General features: G+C 67.0%; 24 protein-coding genes. 7 read left to right on the top strand and 17 right to left on the bottom strand.

The genetic code is table 11. The features are described from left to right. The first annotated feature begins 66 nt into the window (after positions 1 to 66). On the top strand, positions 67 to 582 hold the full coding sequence (locus N6C22_RS07000) for an HTH domain-containing protein (protein ID WP_261650382.1): 516 nt from the start codon (positions 67 to 69) through the stop codon (positions 580 to 582). Positions 583 to 604: 22 nt separating this feature from the next. On the opposite strand, the gene N6C22_RS06995 is transcribed toward N6C22_RS07000, so the two are convergent. From N6C22_RS06995 to pyk, 5 genes are all read right to left on the bottom strand, one after another. Further along, positions 605 to 1,216 carry a MarR family transcriptional regulator gene (locus N6C22_RS06995; RefSeq protein WP_261650381.1) on the bottom strand — a complete coding sequence of 204 codons (612 nt, stop codon included), beginning with the start codon at positions 1,214 to 1,216 and terminating at the stop codon, positions 605 to 607. A 43-nt stretch (positions 1,217 to 1,259) separates the two neighbouring features. After that, on the bottom strand, positions 1,260 to 2,465 hold the full coding sequence (locus N6C22_RS06990; protein WP_261650380.1) for an SPFH domain-containing protein: 1,206 nt from the start codon (positions 2,463 to 2,465) through the stop codon (positions 1,260 to 1,262). A gap of 63 nt (positions 2,466 to 2,528) precedes the next feature. Continuing rightward, entirely contained in the window at positions 2,529 to 3,080 is a 552-nt protein-coding gene (locus N6C22_RS06985; RefSeq protein ID WP_261650378.1) for an NfeD family protein, read from the bottom strand. Between the two features lie 80 nt (positions 3,081 to 3,160). Continuing rightward, entirely contained in the window at positions 3,161 to 3,388 is a 228-nt protein-coding gene (locus N6C22_RS06980) for a hypothetical protein (protein WP_261650377.1), read from the bottom strand. Between the two features lie 38 nt (positions 3,389 to 3,426). Beyond that, a complete protein-coding gene (gene pyk / locus N6C22_RS06975) occupies positions 3,427 to 5,181 on the bottom strand; it encodes a pyruvate kinase (RefSeq protein WP_261650376.1) in 1,755 nt (584 codons plus the stop codon). A 165-nt stretch (positions 5,182 to 5,346) separates the two neighbouring features. Between pyk and N6C22_RS06970 the strand changes: the two genes are divergently transcribed. After that, positions 5,347 to 5,634 (top strand): GYD domain-containing protein, encoded by a 288-nt coding sequence (locus N6C22_RS06970; protein ID WP_261650375.1) that lies wholly within the window; start codon positions 5,347 to 5,349, stop codon positions 5,632 to 5,634. A gap of 24 nt (positions 5,635 to 5,658) precedes the next feature. Here the strand turns inward: N6C22_RS06970 and N6C22_RS06965 are convergent, their stop codons facing one another. The 7 genes from N6C22_RS06965 to ppsA all read right to left on the bottom strand — a co-directional run bounded on the left by N6C22_RS06965 (position 5,659) and on the right by ppsA (position 15,392). Continuing rightward, on the bottom strand, positions 5,659 to 6,537 hold the full coding sequence (locus tag N6C22_RS06965; RefSeq protein ID WP_261650374.1) for a TMCO4 family protein: 879 nt from the start codon (positions 6,535 to 6,537) through the stop codon (positions 5,659 to 5,661). 91 nt (positions 6,538 to 6,628) lie between these two features. Further along, positions 6,629 to 8,713, bottom strand: coding sequence for a methionine--tRNA ligase (gene metG / locus N6C22_RS06960; RefSeq protein WP_261650373.1), 2,085 nt, complete (start codon positions 8,711 to 8,713; stop codon positions 6,629 to 6,631). Positions 8,714 to 9,402: 689 nt separating this feature from the next. Beyond that, positions 9,403 to 10,107: a hypothetical protein gene (locus N6C22_RS06955; protein WP_261650372.1), complete on the bottom strand. Its 705-nt coding sequence runs from the start codon at positions 10,105 to 10,107 to the stop codon at positions 9,403 to 9,405. A gap of 81 nt (positions 10,108 to 10,188) precedes the next feature. Further along, positions 10,189 to 10,737 (bottom strand): YqaA family protein, encoded by a 549-nt coding sequence (locus tag N6C22_RS06950; protein ID WP_261652536.1) that lies wholly within the window; start codon positions 10,735 to 10,737, stop codon positions 10,189 to 10,191. A 56-nt stretch (positions 10,738 to 10,793) separates the two neighbouring features. Then, positions 10,794 to 11,867 (bottom strand): tyrosine decarboxylase MfnA, encoded by a 1,074-nt coding sequence (gene mfnA / locus N6C22_RS06945; protein WP_369684392.1) that lies wholly within the window; start codon positions 11,865 to 11,867, stop codon positions 10,794 to 10,796. Positions 11,868 to 11,939: 72 nt separating this feature from the next. Beyond that, entirely contained in the window at positions 11,940 to 13,004 is a 1,065-nt protein-coding gene (locus tag N6C22_RS06940; protein ID WP_261650370.1) for a hypothetical protein, read from the bottom strand. A 69-nt stretch (positions 13,005 to 13,073) separates the two neighbouring features. Continuing rightward, positions 13,074 to 15,392 (bottom strand): phosphoenolpyruvate synthase, encoded by a 2,319-nt coding sequence (ppsA, locus tag N6C22_RS06935; protein ID WP_261650369.1) that lies wholly within the window; start codon positions 15,390 to 15,392, stop codon positions 13,074 to 13,076. 157 nt (positions 15,393 to 15,549) lie between these two features. Between ppsA and N6C22_RS06930 the strand changes: the two genes are divergently transcribed. Further along, positions 15,550 to 16,194: a hypothetical protein gene (locus N6C22_RS06930; protein WP_261650368.1), complete on the top strand. Its 645-nt coding sequence runs from the start codon at positions 15,550 to 15,552 to the stop codon at positions 16,192 to 16,194. Positions 16,195 to 16,197: 3 nt separating this feature from the next. Here N6C22_RS06930 and N6C22_RS06925 read toward each other — a convergent pair whose 3' ends face one another. The 4 genes from N6C22_RS06925 to thiC all read right to left on the bottom strand — a co-directional run bounded on the left by N6C22_RS06925 (position 16,198) and on the right by thiC (position 21,075). Beyond that, complete coding sequence (locus tag N6C22_RS06925) at positions 16,198 to 17,097, bottom strand: PhzF family phenazine biosynthesis protein (RefSeq protein ID WP_261650367.1); 900 nt, start codon at positions 17,095 to 17,097, stop codon at positions 16,198 to 16,200. A gap of 90 nt (positions 17,098 to 17,187) precedes the next feature. Further along, positions 17,188 to 18,084: a DUF3887 domain-containing protein gene (locus N6C22_RS06920; RefSeq protein ID WP_261650366.1), complete on the bottom strand. Its 897-nt coding sequence runs from the start codon at positions 18,082 to 18,084 to the stop codon at positions 17,188 to 17,190. Between the two features lie 67 nt (positions 18,085 to 18,151). Further along, complete coding sequence (locus N6C22_RS06915; protein WP_261650365.1) at positions 18,152 to 19,585, bottom strand: alpha/beta fold hydrolase; 1,434 nt, start codon at positions 19,583 to 19,585, stop codon at positions 18,152 to 18,154. A gap of 71 nt (positions 19,586 to 19,656) precedes the next feature. Then, a complete protein-coding gene (thiC, locus tag N6C22_RS06910; protein ID WP_261650364.1) occupies positions 19,657 to 21,075 on the bottom strand; it encodes a phosphomethylpyrimidine synthase ThiC in 1,419 nt (472 codons plus the stop codon). Positions 21,076 to 21,153: 78 nt separating this feature from the next. Between thiC and N6C22_RS06905 the strand changes: the two genes are divergently transcribed. Genes N6C22_RS06905 through N6C22_RS06890 form a run of 4 tightly spaced genes read left to right on the top strand, consistent with a single transcriptional unit; the run spans position 21,154 to position 24,380 of the window. Further along, positions 21,154 to 21,573, top strand: a complete 420-nt coding sequence (locus N6C22_RS06905; RefSeq protein WP_261650363.1) for a GNAT family N-acetyltransferase — start codon at positions 21,154 to 21,156, stop codon at positions 21,571 to 21,573. A 56-nt stretch (positions 21,574 to 21,629) separates the two neighbouring features. Beyond that, complete coding sequence (locus N6C22_RS06900) at positions 21,630 to 22,322, top strand: phosphoribosyltransferase (protein ID WP_261650362.1); 693 nt, start codon at positions 21,630 to 21,632, stop codon at positions 22,320 to 22,322. Positions 22,323 to 22,343: 21 nt separating this feature from the next. Continuing rightward, positions 22,344 to 23,735 carry a PQQ-binding-like beta-propeller repeat protein gene (locus N6C22_RS06895; protein ID WP_261650361.1) on the top strand — a complete coding sequence of 464 codons (1,392 nt, stop codon included), beginning with the start codon at positions 22,344 to 22,346 and terminating at the stop codon, positions 23,733 to 23,735. Between the two features lie 33 nt (positions 23,736 to 23,768). Then, a complete protein-coding gene (locus N6C22_RS06890) occupies positions 23,769 to 24,380 on the top strand; it encodes an HD family hydrolase (RefSeq protein ID WP_261650360.1) in 612 nt (203 codons plus the stop codon). Here the strand turns inward: N6C22_RS06890 and N6C22_RS06885 are convergent. Further along, on the bottom strand, positions 24,368 to 25,813 hold the full coding sequence (locus N6C22_RS06885) for an MATE family efflux transporter (RefSeq protein ID WP_261650359.1): 1,446 nt from the start codon (positions 25,811 to 25,813) through the stop codon (positions 24,368 to 24,370). The two genes, N6C22_RS06890 and N6C22_RS06885, sit on opposite strands and share 13 nt — an antisense overlap. Between the last annotated feature and the right edge of the window lie 122 nt (positions 25,814 to 25,935).

Raw genomic sequence — 25,935 nt, 5'->3', positions numbered from 1 at the left:
GGCAGATGTTGCCATGGAAGGGCTAGTTTAATAATGAACAATGATTAAGGTTCCTCTGGGGGAAGGATGACCACAAACCACCCACTAACCATCGACGTCTATCTGCGCGCATACGCACCAGTTGCGGCCCCGCAGGAGACGGTGCTCGACGCCGTCCGCGAACTGCGCGATATGGATATCGTGGACTCGTACGACGTCCACACCTGGCCGAAGGCGGTTCGCGCGGACCGCTCGACCGAGACCTCCCGGCAGTACGAATCGTTCCGGGACTGGGCTCGCGCGGCCGACGTCCGTATCGACCAGTCGTTCGTCACCAGACGGGACGACAACCTGCTCACCGGCGAGACGACGGAGAAACTCGTCACCCCGTTCGTCTGCCTCGCGGTCCGGCAGGGAGACGAGCTGGCAGCGGTACTCCCCTGTACGGTCGCCGAGGGCCAACACGTGAGCGTGCAGGCGTATCTCGACGCGCTCCGTGAGGGCGTCGACCCGCTCGACACGCTCGGTCTCGGCGAGACGGTCGACACTGCGAAGGAGGAACCGCCGGAGCCCGAGACGGAGCTCACGCTCCCGAGCATCTGAGGTCTTCTTTCCCGTTTTTCGATCAGCGGTCGAACGTGACCAGCTGGTCCGCCTGTCCGGCGAGTCGCGCCGCATTGGCGTCGAACGAATCCGCGTAGCGAACCACGAGCAACAGCACGGTCTCGGGGCGTTCGACCTGGTAGCCGTCCTCGCGAGAGAGCAGGCCAGCGCCCTCCAGTTCCTTCGCGTACTTGCTCACCGTCGGGCGCGAGACGCCCAGTGCGTCCGCGAGCGCGGAGCCGGTCGCGTCCGGGTCGCGCAGGAGTTCGACGAGCATCCCGCGTGGGGTGTCCCGCCGGAGGTAGCCCAATGCGGTCTTCTGGAACTCGGAGAACTGCCCGGCAGGATACAGTCGCTTGTAGTCGCCGTCACGGTGGACCTCGACCACGTCGCCGTCGACGAGGCGGCGCAGGTGGTGCTGGGTCTCGCCCGTGCCGAGTTTGAGGTCGTCACGGAGCTTCGAGAAGTGGGCACCGGGCGTCGCCGCGAGGTAGCCAGCGATGGCGTCGCGTACGTCGCTCTCGCCGGTGGAGTCGTCGTCAGTAAAGCGGGCGAACGGGCTGGCTGCACCGACCGCGGCGAAGCGCCGCAGGGTGGCGCGTTTCTGCTCGTCGACCTCGCCGCGTTCGCCCATTGTTCGTTTCTTTCTATGCTTCCCCAGCCGTAAAACGCCTTCGCTACTTCTCGGTCTCCGTCTCTTTCTCGGGGTCTTCCATCTTCTTCTCGGCGCTGGTGAACGAGTCGGACATGTCGTCGCTCACGTCGTAGTCGCCGCCAGCGATCTCGTTGTCCGCCTCCTCGATGACCTCGTCGGGGTCCTTGATGTCGGTCGGGTCGTCGCCCATCTTGACCGCTTCGGCCTGCTTCTCCATCTTCTCGGTGTCGAGCTGGGCCTCCTCGTCGATGGCCCCGATGATGTCCTCGATGTCGTCGAGGCCGAGCATCTCCCGGGTCTCGCTGTCGAAGTCGCGGCTGTCGAGTGCGGCCTCGGTCTCCTTGATGTCGCTGCCGGTCAGGTGCTTCCCGTAGCGGCCGAGCATCGAGGAGAGCTCCTGGGGCAGGACGAACGTCGTGGAGTCGGAGGTCCCGATCTCCGCGAGCGTCTCCATCCCCTTGTCGATGACGGCGCGCTCGCCCATCGATTCGGCGGACTTCGCGCGCAGGACCGTCGAGATAGCGTCACCCTGTGCTTCGAGGATCTGGCTCTGCTTCTCACCCTGTGCGCGGATGATGTTCGACTGCTTCTCACCCTGTGCCTGCTCGACGGCACTGCGGCGTTCACCCTGTGCCTCGAGAATCATGGCACGGCGACGGCGCTCGGCGGAGGTCTGTTGCTCCATCGCCTGCTGGACGTCCTTGGAGGGGTTGACCTCGCGGACCTCGACGGACTCGACACGGACACCCCACTCGTCGGTGGGCTCGTCGAGCTCCTCGCGGATTCGCGCGTTGATCTCCTGACGCTTGTTGAGCGTGTCGTCGAGCTCCATGTCACCGATGACGGCACGGAGCGTCGTCTGGGAGAGGTTACGGACCGCGTTCTCGTAGTCGTCGACCTCGAGGAACGCCTTCTTCGCGTCCATCACGCGGATGTAGACGATGGCGTCGGCGACGACCGGCGAGTTGTCGCGGGTGATCGCTTCCTGGGGCGGGACGTCGAGCGTCTGTGTACGCATGTCGAAGCTCTGCGTACTCGACACGAACGGGGGGACCAGGTGGAACCCGGGTTCGAGGAGTCCGCGATACTGGCCGAGGACGGTGAGCGTGCGCTTTTCGGTCGGCTGCACGATCTTCACCGCCGAGGCCAGCGCCACGATTATCAGTATCCCGATAATCGCGGCCACGAACCCGAAGGTCGCAGCCCCTTGTAGTGGAAGTAGCTCCATAATATCAATCCGGGAAGGAAATTACAAAAGCCTTCCTGTTGAAGGTTTGATTTGTCTGGACGATTATGCCGGTTCCGTCTCGCCATCTTCCCGGTCTCGGCGCTCGCGCTCCCGGCGGAGTTCCCGGTCGATGTCGTCCTCGGTGGTCGTCGGTGCCACCGTCAGCACGTTGCCACCACCGGGGTCGGTCACGATGACCTCGGTCCCCTCGGGAATCTCGTCGCCCCACTCGCTCCGGGCGGTGTAGTTGGGGTCGAACCCGCCCCGGTCGAGCAGGCGAACGCGCCCGCTGGTCGAGGTGACGGTCTCGGTGACGCGGGCGGTCGCACCGCGGAGGTCGTCCGAGCCGCTGGTCTGACCGCGGTCCGTGCCCTCGTAGAAGTCGAACTCACGGTAGACGTAGAACGTGAGCAGGCCGACGGCGAGCACCATCGCCGCCAGGGCGACGGGCGTCCCGAGCGGTGAGAACAGCATCCCGACGAGGCCGGCGATGAACAGCGCGACGCCGATGACGATGAAGTGCGCGCCGGGGACCAGCGCCTCGGCTATCATCAGTCCCGTCCCGGCGAGGAACAGGAGGAGGGGCAACAGGTCGACGTCGAGTAGCGGTGCCATGTGGGTCGGTTAGGCCCCGTCCTGATTAAAATTTTGCAGGCGGCGGTGCGTGGTACGATACGTCGCTGGCGTGCCCGGGGTCATCCGAGCAGGGTCACCAGGTGCACGAAGAACGCGACCATGGCGAGGACGCCGAGGGCGACGAACAGCGCGTTCTCACCGTCGATGGAGCCGGATTCGATGACCTCGTCGGGGTCGTACGGCCCCATCTCGACGGCGCGGGCGTCGTGACGGCCAGTGTCCTCCTCGTCGTCCTCCAGGTCTTCGAGGCTGAACCGGTACTGGTCGTCGGCGGAGTCGTCTGTCACGGGAGACAGTACGCGCCCAGGATACTAAACCGGCAGGGTCACCGTCGGGTGTCCTGTCGCCGGTGGATGGCACCGTCGTAGACCACGCCGCGCTCGGCGTCGACGGTGACGGTGGTCTCGTCATCGACGTCGGAGAGGTCCGCACCCGATATCATCGGGATACCGACCTCGCGGGCGACCATCGCGGGGTAGCCCGTCATGCCCGGGCGGGCGTCGACGATACCGCCGACGCGCGAGACGTCGCCCTCGAACTCGCCATCGAACTCCGGCCCGAGGGTGATGATGGCGCCTTCGGGGACATCGGTCAGGTCGCCGTCGTCGACGTTCCTGATGGGGCCGGTGACGTACCCGGAGACCACGCCACGACCGATGGCGAGGGCCTCCGCGGCGACGTGGACCTTCAGCATGTTCGTCGTCTGGGCCCCTTCCAGGTCGGTCATCATCCCGGAGAGGACGACGACCGTGTCGCCGCTCTCGGCGACGCCCGCGTCCAGGGCGGCCTGCACCGCGTTCTGGATGACGGCGTCGACGCCGTCCTCGGCGAACGGCGCGTACTGGGCGTTGACTCCCCACGAGAGCGCGAGCTGGCGTCGAACTCGGTCCGTCGGGGTCGTCGCGACGACCGGCACGCCGGGGCGGTACTTCGCCGTCTTGAGCGCCGTGTACCCGGACTCGGACGCGGCGACGACCGCGCTCGCACCGATGTCGCGGGCCAGATACCGCGCGGACCGCGCGAGGGCGTCGGTCCGGGAGTCGCTGGCGGCCGGGACGCGCTGTTCGCGCGTCTCGGCGTACTCCTCGCTGTTCTCGACCTGCCGGACGATGCGGTCCATCGCCTCGACGACGCGGACCGGGTGGTCGCCGATGGCGGTCTCCGCCGAGAGCATGACGGCGTCGGTCCCGTCGAGGACCGCGTTCGCCACGTCCGAGGCTTCCGCGCGGGTCGGCCGGCGCTCGTGGATCATCGAGTCCAGCATCTCCGTCGCCGTGATGACCGGCGTCCCGGTCTCGCGACAGCGCCGGATGATGCGCTTCTGGATCATCGGCACGTCCTCCATCGGGCACTCGACGCCGAGGTCACCGCGGGCGACCATGATGCCGTAGGAGGCGTCGATTATCTCCTCTAAGTTCTCGACGGCCCCCGCGCGCTCGATCTTCGACACGATGGGGATGTCCGCCCCGAACTCTTCGAGCACCTCGTTGACGTGGAGCACGTCGTCGGCGTTCCGGATGAAGCTGGCCGCCACGAAGTCGACCTCCTTCTCGGCGGCGAGTTTGAGGTCCTCGCGGTCCTTCTCGGTCACGACGTCGATGTCGAGGTCCACGCCGGGCATGTTGACGCCCTTGCGCCCGCCCAACTCGCCACCCATCTCGATGGTGGCGAACACGTCCGACCCATCGACGCGTTCGACGGTCGCCTCGATGCGGCCGTCGTCGAGCAGGATGCTGTCGCCGGGTGAGACAGAGGAGATCCCGTACGAGAGCCCGATGTCGTCCGGGGTCGCCTCGGTCCCCTCGTAGAAGCGGACCGTCGACCCGGATTCGAGTTCGATCGGTTCGTCCAGCGGGGCCGTGCGTACCTCTGGCCCCTGCAGGTCGACCATCGTCGCGACCGGTTTCTCCGTCTCCTCGTCCACCTGTCGGACCTTATCGGCGATTTCGGCGCGTGTCTCCAGGTCACCGTGACTGGAGTTGAGGCGGGCAACCGACATTCCGGCATCCGCCAATGCCCGGATGCGACCGACGGTGTCGGTCGCCGGTCCGAGCGTACAAACGATCTTGGCGTTTCTCATGTGGCCGTCTACGCTGGAGGGCGGCAAAAACCCCAGTGTTTTACTCGGTTCCGAGTACCCCACTGTCGCTGACGTGTTTCGGCACTGTGGGCGACGCGGCCAGACCTGACGACCCTTCCATTGTCATGCCGTATCCTTTCTGGCCATCCGTGTGAACAACCACCAATGGGAATGTACACGTCCCTCGTCCGCGTCCGCGACCGCGACATCAACAACGTTCAGGAGCTCGCCTCGCTCTGGGGTGAGATACACACCGAAGTCGAAGAGTACGACGCGACCCTCGAAGACACGTACGCGGTCCTCGGGGATTACGACTTCATCGTCATCTTCGACGCCGACGGGCGCGACGAGGCGTTCAAGGTCGCGCTCGCGATGGAGCGCCACGGGCTGGACATGCAGACGATGGAGGTCATCCCCACCGACGACTTCGCCGAGCTCGTCACCGACATCTGAGCGTCGCCTGCGTCTCAGGCCGCGTCACCACGACGCCACGACTTCGGGCATGCAGCCGTCGCCCGGTTCGTAGTACGAGCCGTGGTCCGGCACCTGCTGGGTGACGTCCAGTTCCTGGTAGTTGTAGGGTGCCGCGAGCCCGTCCTGGATGCCCTGCTCGCCGAGAGCGGTGTCCCACTCCGCCGACGAGTAGGCCCAGTTCAGCACGGAATCCTCGCGGTTGTAGAAGTTCCCGAAGCTGTAGCTCGAATACTCGATGGCGTCACCGTACTTGTCCTCTGTCGAGACGGTCTGGTCCGGGATGGCTGCCCCCACCAGCGAGACGGTCTCGACCGCGTTGTAGTAGCCCCAGGCGTGGAGGTTGGCGAGCGTGCTGGCGACGACCTGCGCGCCCAGCGAGTGCCCGACGAGGCGGATGGGGTCGCCGCCGTTGTTGGTCCAGTTCGCGATCCAGTTCGCCAGCTTCGGCCCGTTCCGCTTGGCGATGTCGACGGCCGTCCACCAGCCACGGTCGGAGTCCCACGAGTAGCCGACGTTCGTCTGGGAGACGCCGTTCTGCTCCAGGGCGAGTTCGCAGGTGTACGCGCCGTCGATGTCCTGGTCCTCCGAGTCGTCCTGGTTCCAGCCGTGGACGAAGACGATGATCTCGTCGTGCCAGGACTCGGTGTACTTCGCCCAGTCGCCCTCGCCGTAGTAGTTGTACGTCGTCCCGCTCGACGTGAGGTTCCCGTCGTCGTCGAAGTGCCCCCGGGTCGAGATGAGCGGGTAGTCCGCGGGTGCCTGGTAGTCGCCATCGCTCCCGCCGGCGGCTGCGACGCCGGTGAGCCCACCCAGTGCGAGCCCCGTGGTCGCGAGTGTCTGGAGAGCGCTGCGTCGGCTGATGCCGTCTTCGTTGGAAGTCACGACTGCACACACTGACGGACGACTGATAAATCTAGGCCAATGGGAATAGCCAACGGTGTCAAGAATGGTGGTCGACCCTGTCCAGACCGCCTTACCGGACCTTCGTGCCCGGCTCGGCGTCGCCGTGGGTCGTCAGCAGGTCGGCCTGCTCGCCAGCCGCGAGCACCATCCCGTTCGACTCGACGCCGAACAGTTCGGCCTTCTCCATGTTCGCGAGCAGCACGACCTTTGTGCCCGGCAGCTCGTCGAGGTCGTGGAGCTGCTTGATGCCCGCGACGACCTGTCGCGTCTCGAAGCCGATGTCGACCTCGAGCTTCGCCAGCTTGTCGGAGTCCTCGATGGGCTCGGCCGATTCGATGCGGCCGACGCGGATGTCGAGGTCCTGGAAGTCGTCGAAACCGATGCGCGAATCCAGCAGGGGTTCGAGTTCGTCGCTCACGTCCCCAGCCTCGCCCTCGTCGGTCTCGTCACTTTCGCTTTCCTCCTCGGCCTCGTCGTCCGCAGCCGCCTCGGCGACACGCGCTTCGAGCTTCTCGTTCAGCTCCGCGACGCGGTCGTCCTCGACCTTCTCGAACAGCTCGGTCGGCTCGCCGAACTCGGCCGCGGGCGGCTCCAGTGCCGCGTCGACCGTGACCTCGTGGACGTCGCCCTCGCCGGCGAACTGGTCCCATGCCTGCTCGGCCTTCCCGGGCGTGATGGGCTCGATGAGGAGCGTGACGGCCTTGGCAATCTGGACGCAGTCGCGGATGACCGGCGCGGCCTCCTCGTCGTCCAGCTTCCACGGCTCGTGCTGCTGGATGTACTCGTTCCCGAACTGGGCGAGCTTGACCGCGGCGTCGCCGGCCCGGCGGATCTCGTACTCGTTGACCGCGTCGGTGAAGTCCTCGATGGCCTGCTCGATGCGGTCTTCGACCTCCGCGGAGAGGTCCACGTCGGGCGTGCCGCCGAAGTTCCGCTGGGCGAACAGCAGACTCCGGTAGAGGAAGTTCCCAACCGTCCCCACCAGCTCGCCGTTGACGCGCTCCTGGAAGCGGTCCCAGCTGAAGTCGAGGTCCTGCTGGAAGCCGCCCATCGTCGTCAGGTAGTACCGGAGGAGGTCCGGGTGGAAGCCCTCGTCGAGGTACTCACGTGCCCAGATGGCGCGGTTCCGGGAGGTCGAGAGGCCCTTCCCGTTGATGGTGACGAACCCGGTCGCGCAGATGGCCCGCGGGGCATTGTACTCCGCCACGTGGAGCATCGCCGGCCAGAAGATGGTGTGATGCTGGATGATGTCACGGCCGATGACGTGGATGATCTCACCCTCGTCCTGCTTCCAGACCTGCTCCCAGTCGTACTCGTCTTTCCCGACCCGGTCGGAGTACTGCTTCGTGCTGGAGATGTACTCGATGGGCGCGTCGACCCACACGTACAGCACCAGGTCTTCAGGATTCTCGCCGGGGTAGTCGATACCCCAGTCGAGGTCGCGGGTGATACACCAGTCCTGCAGCCCCGATTCGATCCACTCGCGGGGCTGGTTCTTCGCGTTGCTCGTGCCCTCCAGCCCGTCGAGGAACTCCGTGAGGTAGTCGGACAGTTCGGAGACCTCGAAGAACTTGTGGGGGCGCTCGCGGTACTCCGCCGGGTTGCCCGTGACCGAGGAGACCGGGTCCTCAATCTCACCTGGTTCGAGGTGGCGACCACAGCCCTCGTCACACTCGTCACCGCGAGCCTGCTCGCCGCAGTACGGGCAGGTCCCCTCGACGTACCGGTCCGGGAGCGGCTGGTCCTCGGTCGGGTCCCAGGCCACCTTGATCTCCTTCTCGTAGACGTAGCCCTCCTCCTCCAGTTTGCGGACGATGGACTGGGTGAGCTCGGTGTTCGTCTCGTCGTGGGTGTGCCCGTAGTTGTCGAACTCGATGTTGAACCGCGGGAACGTCTCCTCGTACTGCTCGTGGTACGAGAGCGAGAACTCCTCGGGCGAGACGCCCTCCTTCTCGGCGTTCACCGCGATGGGTGTCCCGTGCATGTCCGAGCCACAGACGTACGCCGTCTGCTGGCCCAGCTTGCCGAGGGCGCGGTTGAACGTGTCTGCACTCGTGTACCCTCGCAGGTGGCCGACGTGCAGGTCGCCGTTGGCGTACGGCAACCCACACGTCACCACCGCGGTGTTCTCCGTGGGAAAGTCGTCGTTGCTCATGGTATCGTCTGCTATCGTGCGGGCCTAAAACCCGCTGATTCCGGTCTACTCTGTGGGCGGTTCGCTCTGGAATTCGACAGCGCCCAGCTTTCAGACCGCGCGGAGAAGTCGTATGACCGACCCGCAACCCCGGTCCACCCGCCAGGCATGGCTCACGCCATGCGCATACGGCGGTTCTCGGGGACGTGACGGGTCGTGTCTGTCACAGTACGGGGTTGGTCGTGAGTCGGATAAAAAGGTGTCGTGGTGTGTGCGATGTGGTGTCGTGATTCCGGCTCTGGCGTGCGCTGACGCGGTCGTCGAGGTTCACGAGACGGCCGCGGCGGAGCCGCGCGAGGGACGAGGAGCGCAGTGGAGCGGTAGCGGAACGAGCACCGCAGTCGGCTGGGGAGGCTGTGGATGCGGTGCGGGGCGGGTGCGGTTCCATTGCCATCGGCACGAGTCGATGTGCGCTCCCGATACACCACAGCACAACAGACGAAATTGCAGGTGGTCGTTGGTGGCGACGAGCAGACCACTCACGCTGGTGGTGATGACCGCACCACGCCCTCCCCAGCCGATTGCGCGCTTCCTTCCGCTTCGCTCCAGTCCAGTGCGCATCCCTCGCGCGATGCCGGCTCGCGGCCTCCGGCACGCGAACCAGCACGCGCCAGACGGAAAATCGAGAACAGACGATAGAAACCGGAAATTCAGTTCACTTCGACGCCACCGAACCCGACAAGCCCGGTGACGATGAGGTCTACCTCCTCCCCGCGGGCGGCCCGACCGGTCACCTCGTCACCACCTTCCCGAATCACCCGCGGGCGGGCGTCCTCGGCCGCGCCGAAGACGGGCAGGACCTCCATGCGGACGGTCCAGGTCTCGGGGACGTGGAGTTCCACGCCGCCGAACATCGCGAACACGTCGACCTGGGCGGTGCCGACGGGCTCGGTGTCGCGCAGGTCGAGTTCGGAGCCGCCGAACAGGGTGGTCACGTCGGCCTGGGCGAACCGCGAGCCGGTCGCGCGCTTGGTGACGCCGCCGAACATCGCGAAGATGTCGAGGGTCTCCGCGTCGGTCGAGACCGTCCGGGTCCGGAGCTGCCGGCCGAAGACGACCGTGAGGCCGACGAGGATGACCAGCACGGGCCAGTAGGTCTCGACGATGGCGTCGGTCAGGATGTCGAGCGCCGCGAGCTGGATGGCCCCGGCGACGAGTATCAGGACTGCGGGGCCGACGAGGTTGGCGGCGCGGCTCTGGACGATGGCCCAGACCCCGAGCAGGACGAACACGCTGGGAACGAACAGCCAGAGCTGGGCCGTGTCGTAGGTCTCAGTGGTCCCGAGCAGGAGCAGGAGGCCGAAGAGGACGATGACGCCACCGCTGACGAGTCGGCTGTTGAGTCTGAGGTTCATGTGTGAGAACACGCTCGCCGAAGCGATATATCGAGATGCTGCTTCTCGGGGGTCGAGAACCGTGCGAATCGTCGGCTCAGCTCACAGCAGCGCGAACGCGCCACTGAAGAACAGGACGGTGACCAGCAGCCGCCCGACGCTGCCGACGAACGTCGCGGCCGCGAACTTCAGGTAGTCCTCTTCGAGCACGGCGAAGGCGTAGATGGAGAGCGTGTCGGGGAAGAAGGGAACCGACAGCGCCATCGCGAGCCCGGCGTACCCGTACTTGCGTGCGAGTTCGACCGTCTGCTTCTCCGACCACTCGATGACATCGAAGCGCGAGCGTTTCAGGAACCGGACGACGGGGCCGGCTTCCTTGGCCTCCTGGCCGATGTGGAACGCGAACACGCTGCCACCGGCCTTGCCGAGGCCACTCGCGACCATGATGAGCCCGAGTTCGAGGGTGCGCGGGACCCCGAGCTGGAGTTTCGGCGCGAGGACGATCTCGCTGGGCAGGGGCAACACGAACGCGATGAGGAACGAGTAGATGGCGATGATACCGAGACCGACCCAGCCGGTCGCGGTTTCGACTGCCGCTTCGAGCCAGTGGTAGTCGAACCACGGGGCGAGCACGATGGAATCGAGGAGCATGTGGGGACCAGTCGTGAGTACGGCTGTCACTGACAGAGCCTCACCGCCGCCGAAACCTAAGTGTTGATGTTCACGGTGGGGCGAAGCCGGTCGATATCAGTCAGGAACGCCGACAGCATCTCGCGGGTGACGTGGGGCATCATGACCACGCGCATCTCGTCTGAACCGGTGGTAGAGACCCGCCAGCCTTCCTCGCGGAGCGCCTCGAACAGCTCGGAGGAGACGTCCGCGGTGACGATGGGAAGGTCGGGCTCGACCACGTCGAAGCCACGCTCGCGCAGCGCGTCGACGAGGAAGTCGGCGTTCGCGACCGAGGTCTCGTACTGCTCGCGGTAGCCGTCGGGCCAGAGTTCCTGCATCGCTGCGGCCGCGCTGGCGACGCCCGCGCCGGAGCGGGTACCCGTGAGCGTCGCCTGTTTCGCGGATTCGAGGTAGGGCGTGTCGACGGCGAGCGCGTCGAACAGTTCGTCCTCGCGGGCGAGCAGGCCACCGGCCGGAATCGCGGCCTGACCCATCTTGTGCGGGTCGATGGTCAGGGTGTCCACGCCGGCGTGGCCGAAGTGCCAGTCGTGGTCGGTGAAGGGAAGCAAGAACCCGCCCCAGGCCGCGTCGACGTGCAACAGCGCGTCGTGGCGGTGGGCGATGTTCGCGAGTTCGGGAATCGGGTCGACCCGGCCGTACTCGGTCGAGCCGGCGACGCCGACGATTCCGGCGGTGTCCTCGTCACAGAATCGCTTGACAGCGCCGAGGTCCACCGTGTAGTTGTCGGTCAGTGGCGCGATTCGCAACTCGATGGCCAGCACGTCGGCGGCCTTCTGGAACGAGAAGTGCGCGCTCTCGGGGACGACGACGTTCGGGTCGCTCGACACCGAGCGGTTGCGCGCCATCCGGACCGCCTGGATGTTGGCCTCCGTGCCGCCGCTGGCGATGTAGCCCGCGGGGTCGTCGAGGCCGACGATGTCGCCGAGCATGGCGACGGCGTCGTCTTCGAGGTCGGCGACCGTCTGGTACGTCGCGGGGTCGCCGGGGTTCGTGGCGAGATAGCGCTCTGCGGCCTCGCGAGCGACCGGGTGTGGTGGTGTGCACATCGAGGAGAGAACCCGGTCGAAGTCCTGTGGCTGGCCGCGCATATCCATACGGTGCGGCCTGCGGAATTTAGGGATTGCGTTCTCAGAAAGGAACGGTGACCGGTCCGACTTCGGTTACTCGTCGTCGCTCGACAGGTACGACAGGTCGACCAGCGACATGCCGTCCCGCACCGTCACCTCGACGATGCCGTCGATGACCGTGCCGCCGTCAGGGTCCTGGTGGCTGCCGACGTACGCGGTCGCGGGCTCCTCGGAGCCGACGTTGTGGACGGACGCCGTCTCACCGGGGCCGAGGTCGGCGTTCAGGGTGGCGTAGGTCACGATGACCTCGCCTTCGGACTGCTGCACGACGAGGGTCACTTCGGTCCCCTCCGGCAGGGTGTCACCGCCGGCGTGCGTGATCTTCACCGCGTCACCCTTGATGGCGTACTCGAGGTCCGCGATGGTCATCTCGTCCCGGTTCTCGCTCACCCAGTTCGGCTCGGTGACGGTGGGCGCGGCGGGCGTGACGGCGTACGTGACCGTCACGGACTTTGCTTCTTCACCAGCGGTGTTCGTTACGGTCGCGTCGAGCGACTGTACCAGGCCCTCCGCATCGACCACGATGGTCGAGGTTACGGTGGTCTCCTCACCGAACCCGAACGGGTCCGCGGAGACGCTGTCTGCCTGGAGTAGCGTCACGGTCTGGCCGTCGCGCTGGGTCTCGGACGCCTCGTACGACACCGCCGAGAGGAACGTCTCGAGTATCTCGCTGCCCGTCAGCTCGCCGTAGGCGATGGCGGCGTCGTAGCCGCTGTAGGTCGTCTCACCGGTGAAATCGTCGCGCTCGTAGGCGACGGTCCCGTCGCTGAACAGGGCGCGCGTTACGGTCTGGTCACCGTAGGTGGACTGCTCGTCGACGGAGAACTTCCCGTCGGTCCCCACGTCGACCTGCTTCGACTGGCGCATGGTGTCGTCACCCGACTCGTACTCGAGCGCGAACGTCAGTTCGTAGCCGATACCCGCGAGGATCTCCTCGTGGGCCGCGAGCAGTTCGGTCGGGTCGGTGATGCCGTCGTCCGCCACGCCGGGCGCGTAGTCCGGTGTGCTGGCTCCTGTCGAATCGACCGCCCCGAGGCCGCCGATGCAGCCGGCGAGGACGACGAGCGCGACGACTGCGACGCTGGCGATAGCTCTCATGCTCCAGAGAATGGACAGGTTCGGTGATAAGCACGAATCCCGATAACCTGAGGGGAGTTACCGAACCCCTCAGCGGACCGATTCGAGGATGAGCTTCTGCTCGACCCGCTTGACCTCGTGCTGGACGTCACGGACCGCGTCGATGTTCGCCGAGATGGACGAGACGCCCTCGTTGACGAGGAACTGGACCATCTGGGGCTTCGAGCCGGCCTGCCCGCAGATGGACGTGGCCACGTCGTGTTCGCGACACGTCTCGATGGTCTGGCCGATGAGCTCGAGCACGGCCGGGTGGAGTTCGTCGAACCGGTCGGCGACGTTGCCGTTGTTCCGGTCGACCGCGAGCGTGTACTGGGTGAGGTCGTTCGTGCCGAAGGAGGCGAAGTCGATGCCGGCCTCGGCCATCTGCTCGACGCCGAGCGCCGATGCGGGCGTCTCTATCATCACGCCCCAGCGGCGCTTGTTGGGGTCGATGCCGACCTCCTGCATCAGGTTGCGCGCCCGGATGACGTCCTCGGCGTCGTTGACGAGCGGGAACATGATCTCGACGTTGTCGTAGCCCATCGAGAACAGGCGACGGAACGCCTCCAGCTCGTGCTTGAACAGCTCGGGCTTGTCGAGGCTGCGGCGGATTCCGCGGTAGCCGAGCATCGGGTTGTGTTCCTTGGGCTCGCTGTCGCCGCCCTCGAGTTGGCGGAACTCGTCGGTCGGCGCGTCGAGCGTGCGGACGCGGACCGGCCGCGGGAAGAACTCCTCGGCGACGCGCTGGACGCCCTCGACGATCTCGTCGACGTACGCCTTCTCGCCGTGGTCCTCGATGTACTTCTCGGGCGTCTTGTTCGTCGAGAGGATCATGTGCTCCATGCGGAGCAGGCCGACGCCGTCGGCTCCCGTGGCGGCCGCGCGCTCGGCGGCCTCCGGGATGGAGACGTTGACCTTGACCTCCGTCGCCGTCATCGGTTTGACGGGGGCCTGCGGGCGGACCTCCTCGACGGGTTCGCGCTCCTCCTCGTCGGGCTCGACGCGACCTTCGCGGATGGTGCCCTTGTCGCCGTCGATGGTGATGAGCTGGCCGTCGTCGAGCGTCGAGGTGGCGTTGCCCGCGCCGACCACGGCGGGGACACCGAGTTCGCGCGAGACGATGGCTGCGTGGCTGGTCATGCCACCCTCGTCGGTGATGATACCGGCGGCGCGCTTCATCGCGGGCACCATGTCCGGCGTCGTCATCTCGGTGACGATGATGTCGCCCTCGCCGACCTTGTCGAGCTGGTCCAGTTTCTTGACGATGCGGGCCTTCCCGGACGCGACGCCCGGGCTGGAGCCGAGGCCCTGCACCAGAATCTGCTGTTTCTCGACGCCGACAGCGCCGCTGCCGTCGGTGGTCGCGTTGGCCTCCTCGGCCATCTCGGCGTCGACGCGCGTCTCGTCGGCCTCACCGATGTCGCCCTCGGCGATGGTCGTGATGGGCCGGGATTGGAGCATGAACACCTCGCCGTCGATGATGGCCCACTCGACGTCCTGGGGCGTGTCGTAGTGGTCCTCGACGGTCTCGCCGAGTTCGCGGAGCTTCGAGAGCTCCTCGTCCGAAAGGACCCGGGCGTTGCGCCGGTCTGCATCGACGTCGACCTCGACGGTCTCGCCGGTGTCGGGGTCCTTTATCATCTGTATCTTCTTGTCCGCGACCGTCACCTCGAGCACCTCGTCGTTCTCCCGGTCGAGGACGTAGTTGTCGGGCGAGACGGTCCCGGAGACCACGGCTTCGCCGAGGCCCCACGCGGACTCGATGATCATCTTCGGTTCGCCCGTCGACGGGTGGCTGGTGAACATCACGCCGGACTTCTCGGCGTCGACCATCAGCTGGACGACGACCGCGATGTTCACGTCGGCGTGGTCGAACCCCTGCTGCTGGCGGTAGTAGATGGCGCGCTGCGTGAACAGCGACGCCCAGCACTCCCGCACGCGCTCGAGGAGTTCGTCCTCGGTCACGTTGAGGAACGTCTCCTGCTGTCCCGCGAAGGAGGCGTCCGGGAGGTCCTCGGCGGTCGCGGACGAACGGACGGCGACGAACGCTTCGCCGTCGTCGACCTCGCGATACGCCGCGAGGATCTCCTCGCGGAGCTCGTCGGGGAACGGCGTGCCGAGGATGAGTTCACTCGCGCGCTCTTCGGCCGCGGCGAGGGCCTTCGAGTCGTCGACGTCGACGTCGACGGCCTCGAACAGCTCTTCGTCGATACCTGCTTCTTCGATGAATTTGCGGTACGTGCCCGCGGTCACGACGAACCCGGGTGGTACAGGGAGCCCTGCGGCGGTCAACTCGCCGAGGGATGCGCCTTTACCGCCGACGGCTTCAAGATCGCTGGCCCGTATCTCGTCCAGCCAGAGTACTGCCATCTCTATTCGGAGGCAATCCCGGCGCGACCATGAAGATTCCGGACGCCGTCTATGGATTCTCACTCGGCCCTGAGTGAACGATTCGGCCGCTCGGCAAGTGTTGCCCATGTGGGTGATAGCCGCAGCGGTTATAGTCAGGGACTGTGACCCTTCGCACATGAATACCAAGCAGACGGTTACACTCGTCGCGTACTACCGCGCCCTGGCGTTCCTCTCCTTCGTCGTGGGTATCGGTATCGCGGGGGTGGGTCTCTACCTCGGACTCGGTGAGACGTTCCAGATTCTCCTGCAGGACTTCCCGAAGAACTTCGACGCCGCCATCGCCGCGGCGAGCCCGGTGACCTCGGTCGCACTCGGCGTCCTCGGCGTCGTCGTCTGGCAGTTCGGCAAGTCCTTCGCGATGGTGAAGACGATGGGGAAGGCGATCGAGACCGGAGGTGGCGGTCAGCAGGACGACCAGCAGGTCAAAAGCGAGGTCCTCGACGTGGTGAACGACCAGCTGTCGAGCCTCGAGTCCGACCTGCGCTCGGAGATCAAATCGAGTGCCAGCACGGGCGGCACCAGCGGGACCACGACCACCTCGACCAGCACTGCCGGGTCCTCGTCCAGCCGGTCCTCGGGGACGCGCAGTTCGCGGAGTAGCTCGCGGTCAGGGTCGGGCTCCGGGTCGACCTCGGATTCCTCGACCAGCTCCGGCTCGCGCACTGGAAGTTCGAGCAGTGGTTCCGACGACAGCAACGGGGGCTCCGGCGGTCGTGGCAACCCGGCCAGCGACGGCGGGACCGACGACCCCCTGCAGTAGGACCTACACCTCGAGAATCTCGTCTTCTTCTGCGTCCGGAACGACCAGCGACCCGTCGAGGACCGTGACGCTTCTCCCACCGACCCGTACGGGGTCGACGCGCGCCCGGACCCGTCCGGGCCGGTCGACGTAGTGGCCCTGTTCGACCACGACCTCCTCCGGGAACTCGTCGGCGAACGCGCCGTAGTGGTCGAGGTACGCCGTCACCGCGCCCGCACCAGTGCCACACACCGGGTCCTCCGGCACTCCCGCGCCGGGGGCGAACATCCGGGCGTGGAGGGTCGCGTCCGCGCCGACCGCGTCGAAGGTGAACGGGTACACGCCCAGCGCGTCGAACTCGTCGGTCAGTGCCTCGACCGCGGCGAGGTCCGGGTCCGCGTTCCCGAGGTGTTCGAGGAAGTTCACGGGGACCAGCAGGTAGCGGACCCCGGTCGATGCGACTGCGAGCGGCAGGTCGGCACCCACGTCCTTCAGGGCAGCCACGTCGACGCCCAGCGCCTCGGCCACGCGCTCGTACGTCGGTTCGACCTCCCTGACGTGTGGCGTGTCCTGCGTGAGCCAGACCGTGCCGTCGGCGTCGATGGCGACGTCGAGGACGCCCACGTTCGTCTCGACGGTGTACTCGCCCGCGTCGATGACTCCGTCCTCGTGGAGGTGGCCGAATGCCCCTACCGTCGCGTGCCCGCAGAGGTCGACCTCCTGGGTCGGCGTGAAGTACCGGAGTCGGTAGTCGGCCTCGTCGCTGGGCAGCACGAACGCGGTCTCGGAGACTGCGAGTTCCCGCGCGACCTGTTGCATCTGCTCGTCGGTCAGCCCCTCGGCATCGGGAAGGACCCCCGCCGGGTTCCCGGCCAGCGGCTCGTCGGTGAAGGCGTCGACCTGCAGCGCACGATAGGTATCCATGCGCCTCACGAGGAACGGTCGGGGCAAGAAAGTGGCGTCGGCCGGCCCAGCGGTCGGGCCTGTCCCTGCACGGGTCGGCGGGAGCCGCCCTCAGTCCGTGATGGGTTCCGTGAGCCAGATGCCGACGACCCCGCCCGCGTCGAACGTCCAGGCGACGAACAGCAGCCCCTGCTGGAAGGTCGCCTCTGCCAGAACGACGTCGTACCCCTCGGAGACGAGGTGTCCCGTGCTCGCCACCCCGATGAACGCACCCAGAGGCCCGGTCTGGGTCTCCCAGGCGTCCCGCAGCGCCGCGACGGTTATGCGTTCCGCCGCCGGGCCCACGACCGCGTCCGCGACCTGCTGGTACTGGCCGGCCGCGAGCGCCTCGGTCAGTACGCGGCCTCTGGACCGCAGCTCCGCGGGTGAGGGGTCGGGGAGCGCCGTGCTCGCCGTCGCCTGGCTGGTTGTCGTGGAGGAGCTGTCGCCCGACGAGCCACCGCCTGACGAACTGCCTCCTGAACCACCGCCTGACGAACCGCCGCCCGAACCACTGCCTCCTGACGAACCGCCACCTGACGAACCGCCACCTGACGAACCACCACCCCCCGAACCGCTCCCACTCGTCGGTCCAGTCGTGGTCCCCGTGGTCCGACTCCCGGTCCCGGTCGTGGCACTGGTGGGGCTCGTGTCCTGCCGAGTCGTCGACGCTGTCGTCGTTCGGTCCGGTGTCGTCACCGTCTTCGCCGTCGTGGGTGTGTCCGCCGGTCCCGCCGTCGTCTCCCGCTGGGTACTGCCTTCGGTCGCAGAGGCGGTCCGGGAGCCTTCGGCCCTCGTCGCTGCTGTCTTCGTCCGCAGCCCAATCACTGGGAGCGCGCTCCGGTCGACCGTCACGTTCGTTGGCTCCTCGTCCTCGTCGGTACTGGAACTGGAACACCCGGCGAGTGCACCCACAGCTGCGAGGGTGCACGCCCGAAGGTACTGCCGGCGGCGGAGGGCGTCGGCCATATCAATGTTAGGGCACTCCTGCCGGTAAAGGCAATCGCCTATGGTATCCGGGTTTCCGCCGGTGACGCTACACCACTCGGGCAGGCGACCCGGCGACGAACTCCGCGACCTCGGCCACGAGGTCGACCCCGACGTGGTTCTGGGTGAAATACTCGCTCGGGTTCGCCGGGCCCTCGCCCGGCATGAGCAGGTGGTTCAGGGCGGCGAAGGACCTGAACGAGACCGTCTCTCGCGTGAGTGCACCCGCCCAGGCGTCGAGTTCGCTGGGCGGCACCTGGTAGTCGCGCTCACCCTGCGCGAGCAGCGTGGGCACCGAGAGCGCCTGCGCCGCCGCGACGTGGTCGTACTGCGTCAGGCTGCGCCAGAACGTCCCCGGGAAGCCCATCAGCGAGTCGTCGTCGGAGAACTCGCCCGCCGCGATGCGGTCCGCGGCCTGGTCGAACTGCTCGATCTGCGCGCGCTCGGCGTCGGAGACGGTCTCGTCGAGCTCCGCGAGGTAGCGCACCTGCTCGGGGATGAGCCGCCACAGCGGGGTGTGCGGGGCAGCGAGCATGACGACGCGAGCCACGTCGGCCCGGGTGGCGATGCGCGGGGCCGCCAGCCCGCCGAGGCTGTGCCCGACCACGGTCACGTCCGCAATCCGGTCCTCGGCCGCGAGCCGGTCGATGGCCGTCACTGCGTCGTCAACGGTCACGGCGTCGATGGTCGCGTCGGTCCGCACAACCTCGCAGGCGAAGGTCCGTTTGTCGTACCGCAGCACTGCGATTCCCTGCGAGGCGAGTCCCCACGCGAGGTCCTTGAACACCTTGTTCGGGCCGACCGTCTCGTCGCGGTCGTTCGGACCGGAGCCGTGGACCAGTACGACGCCGGGCACCTGTCCCGAGCCGGTCGGCATCGAAAGCGTCGCGCCGAGGTCACAGGCCGGAGACGGGAGCGTGAGTTCGGATTCGGTGAAACTGGACTGGTCCGCGTACTCGGGCGCGCCCCACGCGGAGGACGGCTGATTCAGCCGCAGTCCGACCACGCCGCCCGCGTCGTCGAAGGCCCAGTTGACGAGCAGGACGCCGCTCTGGAAGGTCGCGCGCACCACGACGAGCTGGACCCCGTTCTGTTCCGCGTAGTCGGCGCTGGCGATGCCGGTGAACTCGCCCTTCCCGCTGGTCTGTGTCGTCCACGCCTGCCGGAGCACATCAGCAGAGACCTGCTCTGCGGCCTGCCCGACGAACTCGTCGGTGAGGCTGTCGTACGCACCGTTGCCGAGGTCGAGGGTGAGTTCGCGGGCGCGGGTCGTCAGTTCTTCGGGGGAGAGCGCTTCGGTGGTGGGCTGCCGGGTGGTCCCGGTGTCCGTTGCGGTGGGCGTGCCGGTCGGAAGCGTCGTGTCGGTCCCGGGTCGGGTCGTGGTCTCCGTCTCGGCTCCGCCGCCGGAACAGCCGGCGAGGGCGACCGTGCCGGTCGCCGCGAGGGCGCGGAGGATGCGTCTGCGAGGGAGGGCGTCGTCCATACCGGCTGTCGCGCCGGAGGACATATCAATTCATCCGGTGAGGTGCGCGAAGCGAGATCGCCCTGTCGAGGTCAGTCCTGCTCTACGAACTCCTCTGGGCCCTGTTCCGGTACGTCGGCCCCTTCGTGGGTCCCGACCGGTGGCTGGTTCACCGCCGCGGCGGGTGAATCGGCCAGGTCCGGGACCTCCACGCGACGCTCCCGGTCGCTGTTCGCCCTGGCGTCCTGATCGATACGCATCGAACAGAACTCGACGCCGCACATCGAGCAGAAGCGGGCCTCCTTGTAGTTGTCGCCGGGCAGGGTCTGGTCGTGGAAGTCGCGGGCGCGTTCCGGGTCGAGCGCGAGGCGGAACTGCTCGCGCCAGTCGAACTCGTACCGGGCCGCCGAGAGCGCGTCGTCCCAGTCGCGGGCACCTTCCCGGCCCGCGGCCACGTCCGCGGAGTGGGCCGCGATACGGTACGCCGCGAGGCCGTCCCGCACGTCCTGCTCCTCTGGCAGGCCGAGGTGTTCCTTGGGCGTGACGTAGCAGAGCATCGCCGCGCCGGCCTCGGCCGCGATGGCGCCCCCGATAGCGCTGCTGATGTGGTCGTAGCCGGGTGCCACGTCGGTCACGAGTGGGCCGAGAACGTAGAAGGGCGCGCCATCGCAGACTTCCTGCTGGCGCTCGACGTTCTCGCGGACCTTGTGCATCGGGACGTGACCAGGCCCCTCGACCATGACCTGCACGTCGTGTCGCCAGGCCTGTCGGGTGAGCTGCCCGAGGGTGTCGAGTTCAGCGTACTGGGCGTCGTCGCAGGCGTCGGCGAGACAGCCAGGGCGCAGGCTGTCGCCGAGGCTGACCGTGACGTCGTGTTCCGCGAATATCTCGCAGAGGTCGTCGAAGTGCGTAAAGAGGGGGTTCTGCTCGCTGTGGGCCTCCATCCACGATGCCATGATGGACCCGCCGCGAGAGACGATGCCCGTGACGCGCCCGTCGGTCAGTGGCAGGTGCTCAAGCAGGATTCCTGCGTGGATGGTCATGTAGTCCACGCCCTGTTTCGCCTGTTTCTCGACGACCGAGCACAGGACCTCGGGTGTGATGTCCTCGGGGCTGCCCCCGGCGCGCTTGAGCGCCTCGTAGAGCGGCACCGTCCCGATGGGAACCGGCGAGTGACAGAGATTCGTCTGCCTGATGGCGTCGAGGTCGCTCCCCGTCGAGAGGTCCATCACCGTGTCCGCCCCGTGGTGGACCGCGGTGTGCAGCTTGCGTAGTTCCTCGTCGGGGTCGCTCGAGTCCTCGCTGTTGCCGATGTTCGCGTTCACCTTGGTGGCGAACTCGCGACCGATCACCATCGGGTCGAGCGCGTCGTGGTGCTGGTTGCAGGGGATGACCGCCTGTCCCTCGGCGACCTGCTCACGGACGAATCCGGGCGAGACCTGCTCTCGTTCGGCGACGCGTTCCATCGCTGGCGTGACGATACCGTTCCGGGCGGCGCGGAGCTCCGTCATGTGATTACTAGGTAATACCACTAGGTGATAAACCTGCGGGTCGACACCCCTTTCGCGGTCGCCAGCGAGTGGATTCACATGGACTACGAGCTCCGCGAGACGCTTCCCACCCCGGAGGAGTACGTCGCCCTGCGCGAGGCCGCGGGCATGTCGCCACGCAGCCTGAACGCGGCCCGGCGCGGCCTCCCGAACACCACCTACGGCGTGACGGTCGTCCCCGACAGCGACGTGACCGGCGAGGAGGAGGTGGTCGGTATGGGTCGCATCGTCGGCGACGGTGGGACCGTCTTCCAGTTGGTCGACATCGCCGTCCACCCGGCGCACCAGGGGCGCGGCCTCGGGACGAAGATCGTCGACGCCCTGATGACCTACCTCGGCCAGCACGCACCCCCGACGGCGTACGTCAATCTGCTGGCAGACGTCGAGGGGTTCTACGAGCACTGGGGGTTCGAGCCGACCGCCCCAGCGTCACGTGGCATGTTCACGCGCATCGAGTGAGAACGCCCGAATCGGACCTGTAAACCGTTAAGTAGCGACGTTCCGGAGTGGCGGGTATGAGCGACCTCCCGGACGATTTCAACTGCACCATCACCAACTGGGAGTACATCTACGGCCTGTGTCGAGACGTCAGCAACGACGTCAAGCAGGACGAGTTCGAGCCCGACGTCATCGTCGCGCTGGCCCGCGGCGGCTGGTTCGCCGGGCGCTGCATCTGTGACTTCCTCGGACTCAACGACCTCACCAGCCTGAAGATGGAACACTACGTCGGCACCGCCCAGAAGGCCGACGAACCCCAGGTTCGCTACCCGATGCCGGAAGGGAGCGTCGAGGACAAGGACGTCCTCATCATCGACGACATCGCCGACACCGGCGGCTCCATCAAGCGCGCCGAGGAGTACGTCGAGGAGCGCAACGCGGGCGAGGTCCGCACCGCGACCCTCCAGTTGCTCCAGACCAGCGAGTTCGAGCCGGACTACATCGGCGAGCGCCTCGAGGAGTGGGCGTGGATGGTGTACCCGTGGAACTTCATCGAGGACATGATAGACATCATCGGCGGCGTCATGGACCGGAACGACCAGTCCGTCTACACCAAGGAGGACATCCGCCACTTCCTCGCCGAGCAGCACGACCTCCAGCGCATCGAGATGGAGATCGCCCAGCCCAACCGCCTCGACGAGGTCATGGCCGAGATGACCCGCCGCGACGTGGTCGACGCGACCGACGGTGGCTGGGAACTCAACGACTGACCGTCCGATTCGCACCGCCCGATGGCTTCCCTCCTCTCGACAGTCTCACCACGTCGCGTTCGCATCGCGTTGACGGTCGTCGTCTGTCTGCTCGCGTTGAGTGGCGTCGCCGCGACCGCCACCTACGACCCACCGGAACTCCAGCGCGGGACCGTCACCGACCCTGCCAATGGGACGACCGTCGTGTCGGCCCACGGCTGGCACGCCTCGCTCACCGGCCCTGGTGACCCGGACAAACCGGTCCGGCTCGTCGGGCTCGGGCCGGACGCCACGCTCGAATGGGAGTACGAGACCACCGACGTTCCCGGCACGCGCTTCTACGACGTGGACCCGCTCCCGAACGGCGACCTGCTCGTGACGAACACCACGAGCGACGGCCAGACGAGCGTCTACCGTCTCGACCCCGACACCGGCGAGCGCCGCTGGACCGAGACCCTCGACATCCAGGACACTCACGACGTGGACCTGATAAACGAGGACGAACTGCTCGTCGCGAACATCAAGAACTCCTCGAACGGGACGAGCTACGACGGCGTGTTCGTCTACGACCGCGGCGAGGACCGCATCACCTGGCACTGGTACTTCCGGAACCACTACCCCCTCTCGACCGATTCGGGCCTCGACCACGACTGGACCCACGTGAACGACGTGGACAAGATCGGCAACGGGACGTTCATGGTCTCGCCGCGGGACTTCGACCAGGTCATCGCCATCGACCGCGAGACGAAGAACATCACGTGGCGGCTCGGGAGCGACGACGACTACACCGTGATGAACGAGCAGCACAACCCACAGTACCTCGAAACCGAGTCGGGCCAGAAGACGGTTCTCGTCGCCGACAGCGAGAACGACCGCGTCGTCGAGTACACGTACGAGAACGGCTCGTGGACGAAGGTCTGGGAGGTCGGCGACGACCAGCTGCAGTGGCCCCGCGACGCCGACCGCCTCCCCAACGGGAACACCCTCATCGTCGACTCGATGAACCACCGCGTCGTCGAGGTGACGCCACAGGGTGAGATCGTCTGGGAGTACTTCGTGCCCTGGGCACCCTACGACGCCGAGCGCATGGCGTACGGGGACGAACCCGGCGGGCCGACCATGCGCGACCAGAACGTCTCGGGGTCGTACGAACTCTCCGGGTCGGCGGGCCACGCCCCCCACAGCGGCGAACCGACGGTGTTCCAGCAGGCCGAGTTCGTCACCGAGGACGTTCCAGTACTCGGTGACGTTGTCGGCTGGACCGTCGACAAACTCCAGCACTACGGCCCGTGGGCAGTCCCACACTGGGTGCCCCTGAGCGCGCTGTTCAACGGCGGGCTGGCGCTCGTCATCGGCCTCGGGTGGGCCGTCGGTGAAGCGGTCATCCGCCGTGAGCGTATCGTCTCGGGGTTCCGGGGCCGACTGGGGTCGTAAGACACTCGGCCGCGTCCGCCCTCAGACGAGTCGATGACGGACGACCCGCCGACCGACCCCGCACTTTCCGCTGTGCTCTCCGCACTCTCTCTGAAGGACGAGCGGCGCACCGGCTGGCAGCTCCGGGGTATCGCGGACCCGGAGTCGGTCGCCGCACACTCCTGGGGAGTTGCCTACCTCACGCTGCTGTTCGCCGAACAGGCCGGCGTCGACCCGGACCGTGCGCTCCGGCTCGCGGTCGTCCACGACGTGGCCGAGGCCGAGACGGGCGACTGGGCGACCAGAGCCGACGAGACCGCGGAAACCTACGACCCGGCGGAGAAGGAGGCAGCCGAGGCAGCAGCCGCGGCGGACCTCCTCGCGGACTTCGACCACGCCCACGACGCCTGGGCCGAGTACGAGGCCCGTGGGACGCCCGAGGCTCGTTTCGTGAAGGACATGGACCTCGTGGACATGTGCCTGCAGGCCGTCGTCTACGAGAGCGAGGGGCGCTACGAGCCCGGTGAATCCGACGAGTTTCAGGAGTACGACCATCTGGACGAGTTCTTCGCGACGGCAGAGCCGAGGCTCAGCACCGAATTGGGCCGCGAGTTGTTCGACGCGGCGAAAGAGGAGTACGAGCGGGTTCGCGGTCAGTCGTCCTGACTCGCCACCGAGACCGACTCGGGCTCACCTCGCACACCCTCGTCCCGGTCCACGATGGCCGACTTCCAGGTGCCCCGCGTGAAGTAGAGGATGGCGGCGATGGCCCCGACCACGTCGCCGATGGCGACCGCGGTCCAGATGCCGGTCGTGCCCCAGCCCAGCTCGAAGACGAGGTAGTACGTCACGGGGACGCGGGCAATCCAGAGCGCGACGGCCGAGAACACCAGCGCCGTGGTGGTCTTGCCCGCGCCGCGGAACGCGCCGAGGAACACGGGGAACAGCCCCATGGCCACGAACGAGACCGCGACGATGCGGAGGTACTCGCTCCCGTAGCGCAGGGTTTCGGCGGCCTGGGCCGTGTCGGCGCTCATCATCGGCCGGAGGATGGTCGTCGGGAAGGCCCAGACGACGAGGGCGACGACGAGCAACACGCCGGCGGCGAGCTTGGCGGCGATCCACACCGCGCGCTCGGCGCGCTCCGGCTTCCCTGCGCCGAGGTTCTGGCCGACGATGGTGTTCGTGGCCTGTCCGAGCCCCATCGCCGGCAGGAACACCAGCGAGATGAGCCGGTTACCCAGCCCGTAGGCGGCGATAACCGCGGGCGGGAACGTCGCGACCATCGCGGTGAGGGTGATGAACGCAAGCGACGCCATCGACTGCTCGGCCGCGCTGGGGACCCCGAGACGGACGATGTCGCGGATGGTCGGGAGGTCCGGCACGAGGTGTTCGCGCAGGACCGTCGGGCCGACCGTCGTGGTGAACAGGATGTAGAACCCGAGCACCGTCGCGACGCCGCGGGAGAACACCGTCGCGACGGCCGCGCCCTCGATGCCCATCGCGGGGAACGGGCCGACCCCGAAGATGAGCAGGGGGTCGAGGACGACGTTGACGACCACGGAGACGAGCATGATGCGCATCGGCGTCCGGGTGTTGCCGTACCCCCGCAGCAGCGAGGTGAACACGAAGAAGCCGAAGAGGAACGGCGACCCCAGGAAGAACAGGCGCATGTAGTCCGCGGCCAGCGGGATGACGAACTCGGCCGTCTCCGGGTCCGCCGGGAAGACCCCGAGCATCGCATCGGTCAGCAGGTAGCCCAGTAGGCCGATGACGACGGAGAAGATGCCGACGAAGACGATGGTCTGGCCAGCGACGAGCCCGGCTGAGCCGTCACTGTTCGCGCCGGTGTACTGCGCGACCAGGATGGCCCCGGCTGCGGTGAACCCCCCGCCCACCGAGATGAGGAAGAAGATGAGCGGGAACGCCATCGACAGCGCGCCGACCGCGTTCGAGGAGTACGCCCCCAGCCACGCCGTGTCGGCGAGGTTGTACGCGACCTGCAGGAGCTGGATGGCCACCATTGGCCACGCGAGCCGGACCATCGGGCCGAGCAGCTCACCCTCGGTGATCTCGTTCTGTACCTGCGGTTCAGCCATTACGAATCGAAACGGTCTCCAGACGTATCAATACGTCTAGGGGCCGGTAGCACGTGGCATGGGTGGACCGACAGCCGGTCGGTTCCCCGAGATATTTACCCATTCGCCGATGTGTTCAAAAT

It is taken from the genome of Haloarchaeobius sp. HME9146, assembly GCF_025399835.1.
Classification (GTDB): Archaea; Halobacteriota; Halobacteria; order Halobacteriales; family Natrialbaceae; genus Haloarchaeobius.
This window is presented reverse-complemented; position numbering and strand designations above follow the sequence as displayed.

Coding starts and splice junctions, on each gene's coding strand:
- N6C22_RS06905 (WP_261650363.1), top strand. CDS start 21,154: ATGGACTACGAGCTCCGCGAGACGCTTCCCACCCCGGAGGAGTACGTC.
- N6C22_RS06950 (WP_261652536.1), bottom strand. CDS start 10,737: ATGCTCCTCGATTCCATCGTGCTCGCCCCGTGGTTCGACTACCACTGG.
- ppsA (WP_261650369.1), bottom strand. CDS start 15,392: ATGGCAGTACTCTGGCTGGACGAGATACGGGCCAGCGATCTTGAAGCC.
- N6C22_RS06895 (WP_261650361.1), top strand. CDS start 22,344: ATGGCTTCCCTCCTCTCGACAGTCTCACCACGTCGCGTTCGCATCGCG.
- N6C22_RS06940 (WP_261650370.1), bottom strand. CDS start 13,004: ATGAGAGCTATCGCCAGCGTCGCAGTCGTCGCGCTCGTCGTCCTCGCC.
- N6C22_RS06890 (WP_261650360.1), top strand. CDS start 23,769: ATGACGGACGACCCGCCGACCGACCCCGCACTTTCCGCTGTGCTCTCC.
- N6C22_RS06885 (WP_261650359.1), bottom strand. CDS start 25,813: ATGGCTGAACCGCAGGTACAGAACGAGATCACCGAGGGTGAGCTGCTC.
- metG (WP_261650373.1), bottom strand. CDS start 8,713: ATGAGCAACGACGACTTTCCCACGGAGAACACCGCGGTGGTGACGTGT.
- N6C22_RS06920 (WP_261650366.1), bottom strand. CDS start 18,084: ATGGCCGACGCCCTCCGCCGCCGGCAGTACCTTCGGGCGTGCACCCTC.
- N6C22_RS06955 (WP_261650372.1), bottom strand. CDS start 10,107: ATGAACCTCAGACTCAACAGCCGACTCGTCAGCGGTGGCGTCATCGTC.
- N6C22_RS06985 (WP_261650378.1), bottom strand. CDS start 3,080: ATGGCACCGCTACTCGACGTCGACCTGTTGCCCCTCCTCCTGTTCCTC.
- pyk (WP_261650376.1), bottom strand. CDS start 5,181: ATGAGAAACGCCAAGATCGTTTGTACGCTCGGACCGGCGACCGACACC.
- thiC (WP_261650364.1), bottom strand. CDS start 21,075: ATGACGGAGCTCCGCGCCGCCCGGAACGGTATCGTCACGCCAGCGATG.
- N6C22_RS06930 (WP_261650368.1), top strand. CDS start 15,550: ATGAATACCAAGCAGACGGTTACACTCGTCGCGTACTACCGCGCCCTG.
- N6C22_RS06990 (WP_261650380.1), bottom strand. CDS start 2,465: ATGGAGCTACTTCCACTACAAGGGGCTGCGACCTTCGGGTTCGTGGCC.
- N6C22_RS06970 (WP_261650375.1), top strand. CDS start 5,347: ATGGGAATGTACACGTCCCTCGTCCGCGTCCGCGACCGCGACATCAAC.
- N6C22_RS06925 (WP_261650367.1), bottom strand. CDS start 17,097: ATGGATACCTATCGTGCGCTGCAGGTCGACGCCTTCACCGACGAGCCG.
- N6C22_RS07000 (WP_261650382.1), top strand. CDS start 67: ATGACCACAAACCACCCACTAACCATCGACGTCTATCTGCGCGCATAC.
- N6C22_RS06995 (WP_261650381.1), bottom strand. CDS start 1,216: ATGGGCGAACGCGGCGAGGTCGACGAGCAGAAACGCGCCACCCTGCGG.
- N6C22_RS06900 (WP_261650362.1), top strand. CDS start 21,630: ATGAGCGACCTCCCGGACGATTTCAACTGCACCATCACCAACTGGGAG.
- N6C22_RS06915 (WP_261650365.1), bottom strand. CDS start 19,585: ATGGACGACGCCCTCCCTCGCAGACGCATCCTCCGCGCCCTCGCGGCG.
- mfnA (WP_369684392.1), bottom strand. CDS start 11,867: ATGCGCGGCCAGCCACAGGACTTCGACCGGGTTCTCTCCTCGATGTGC.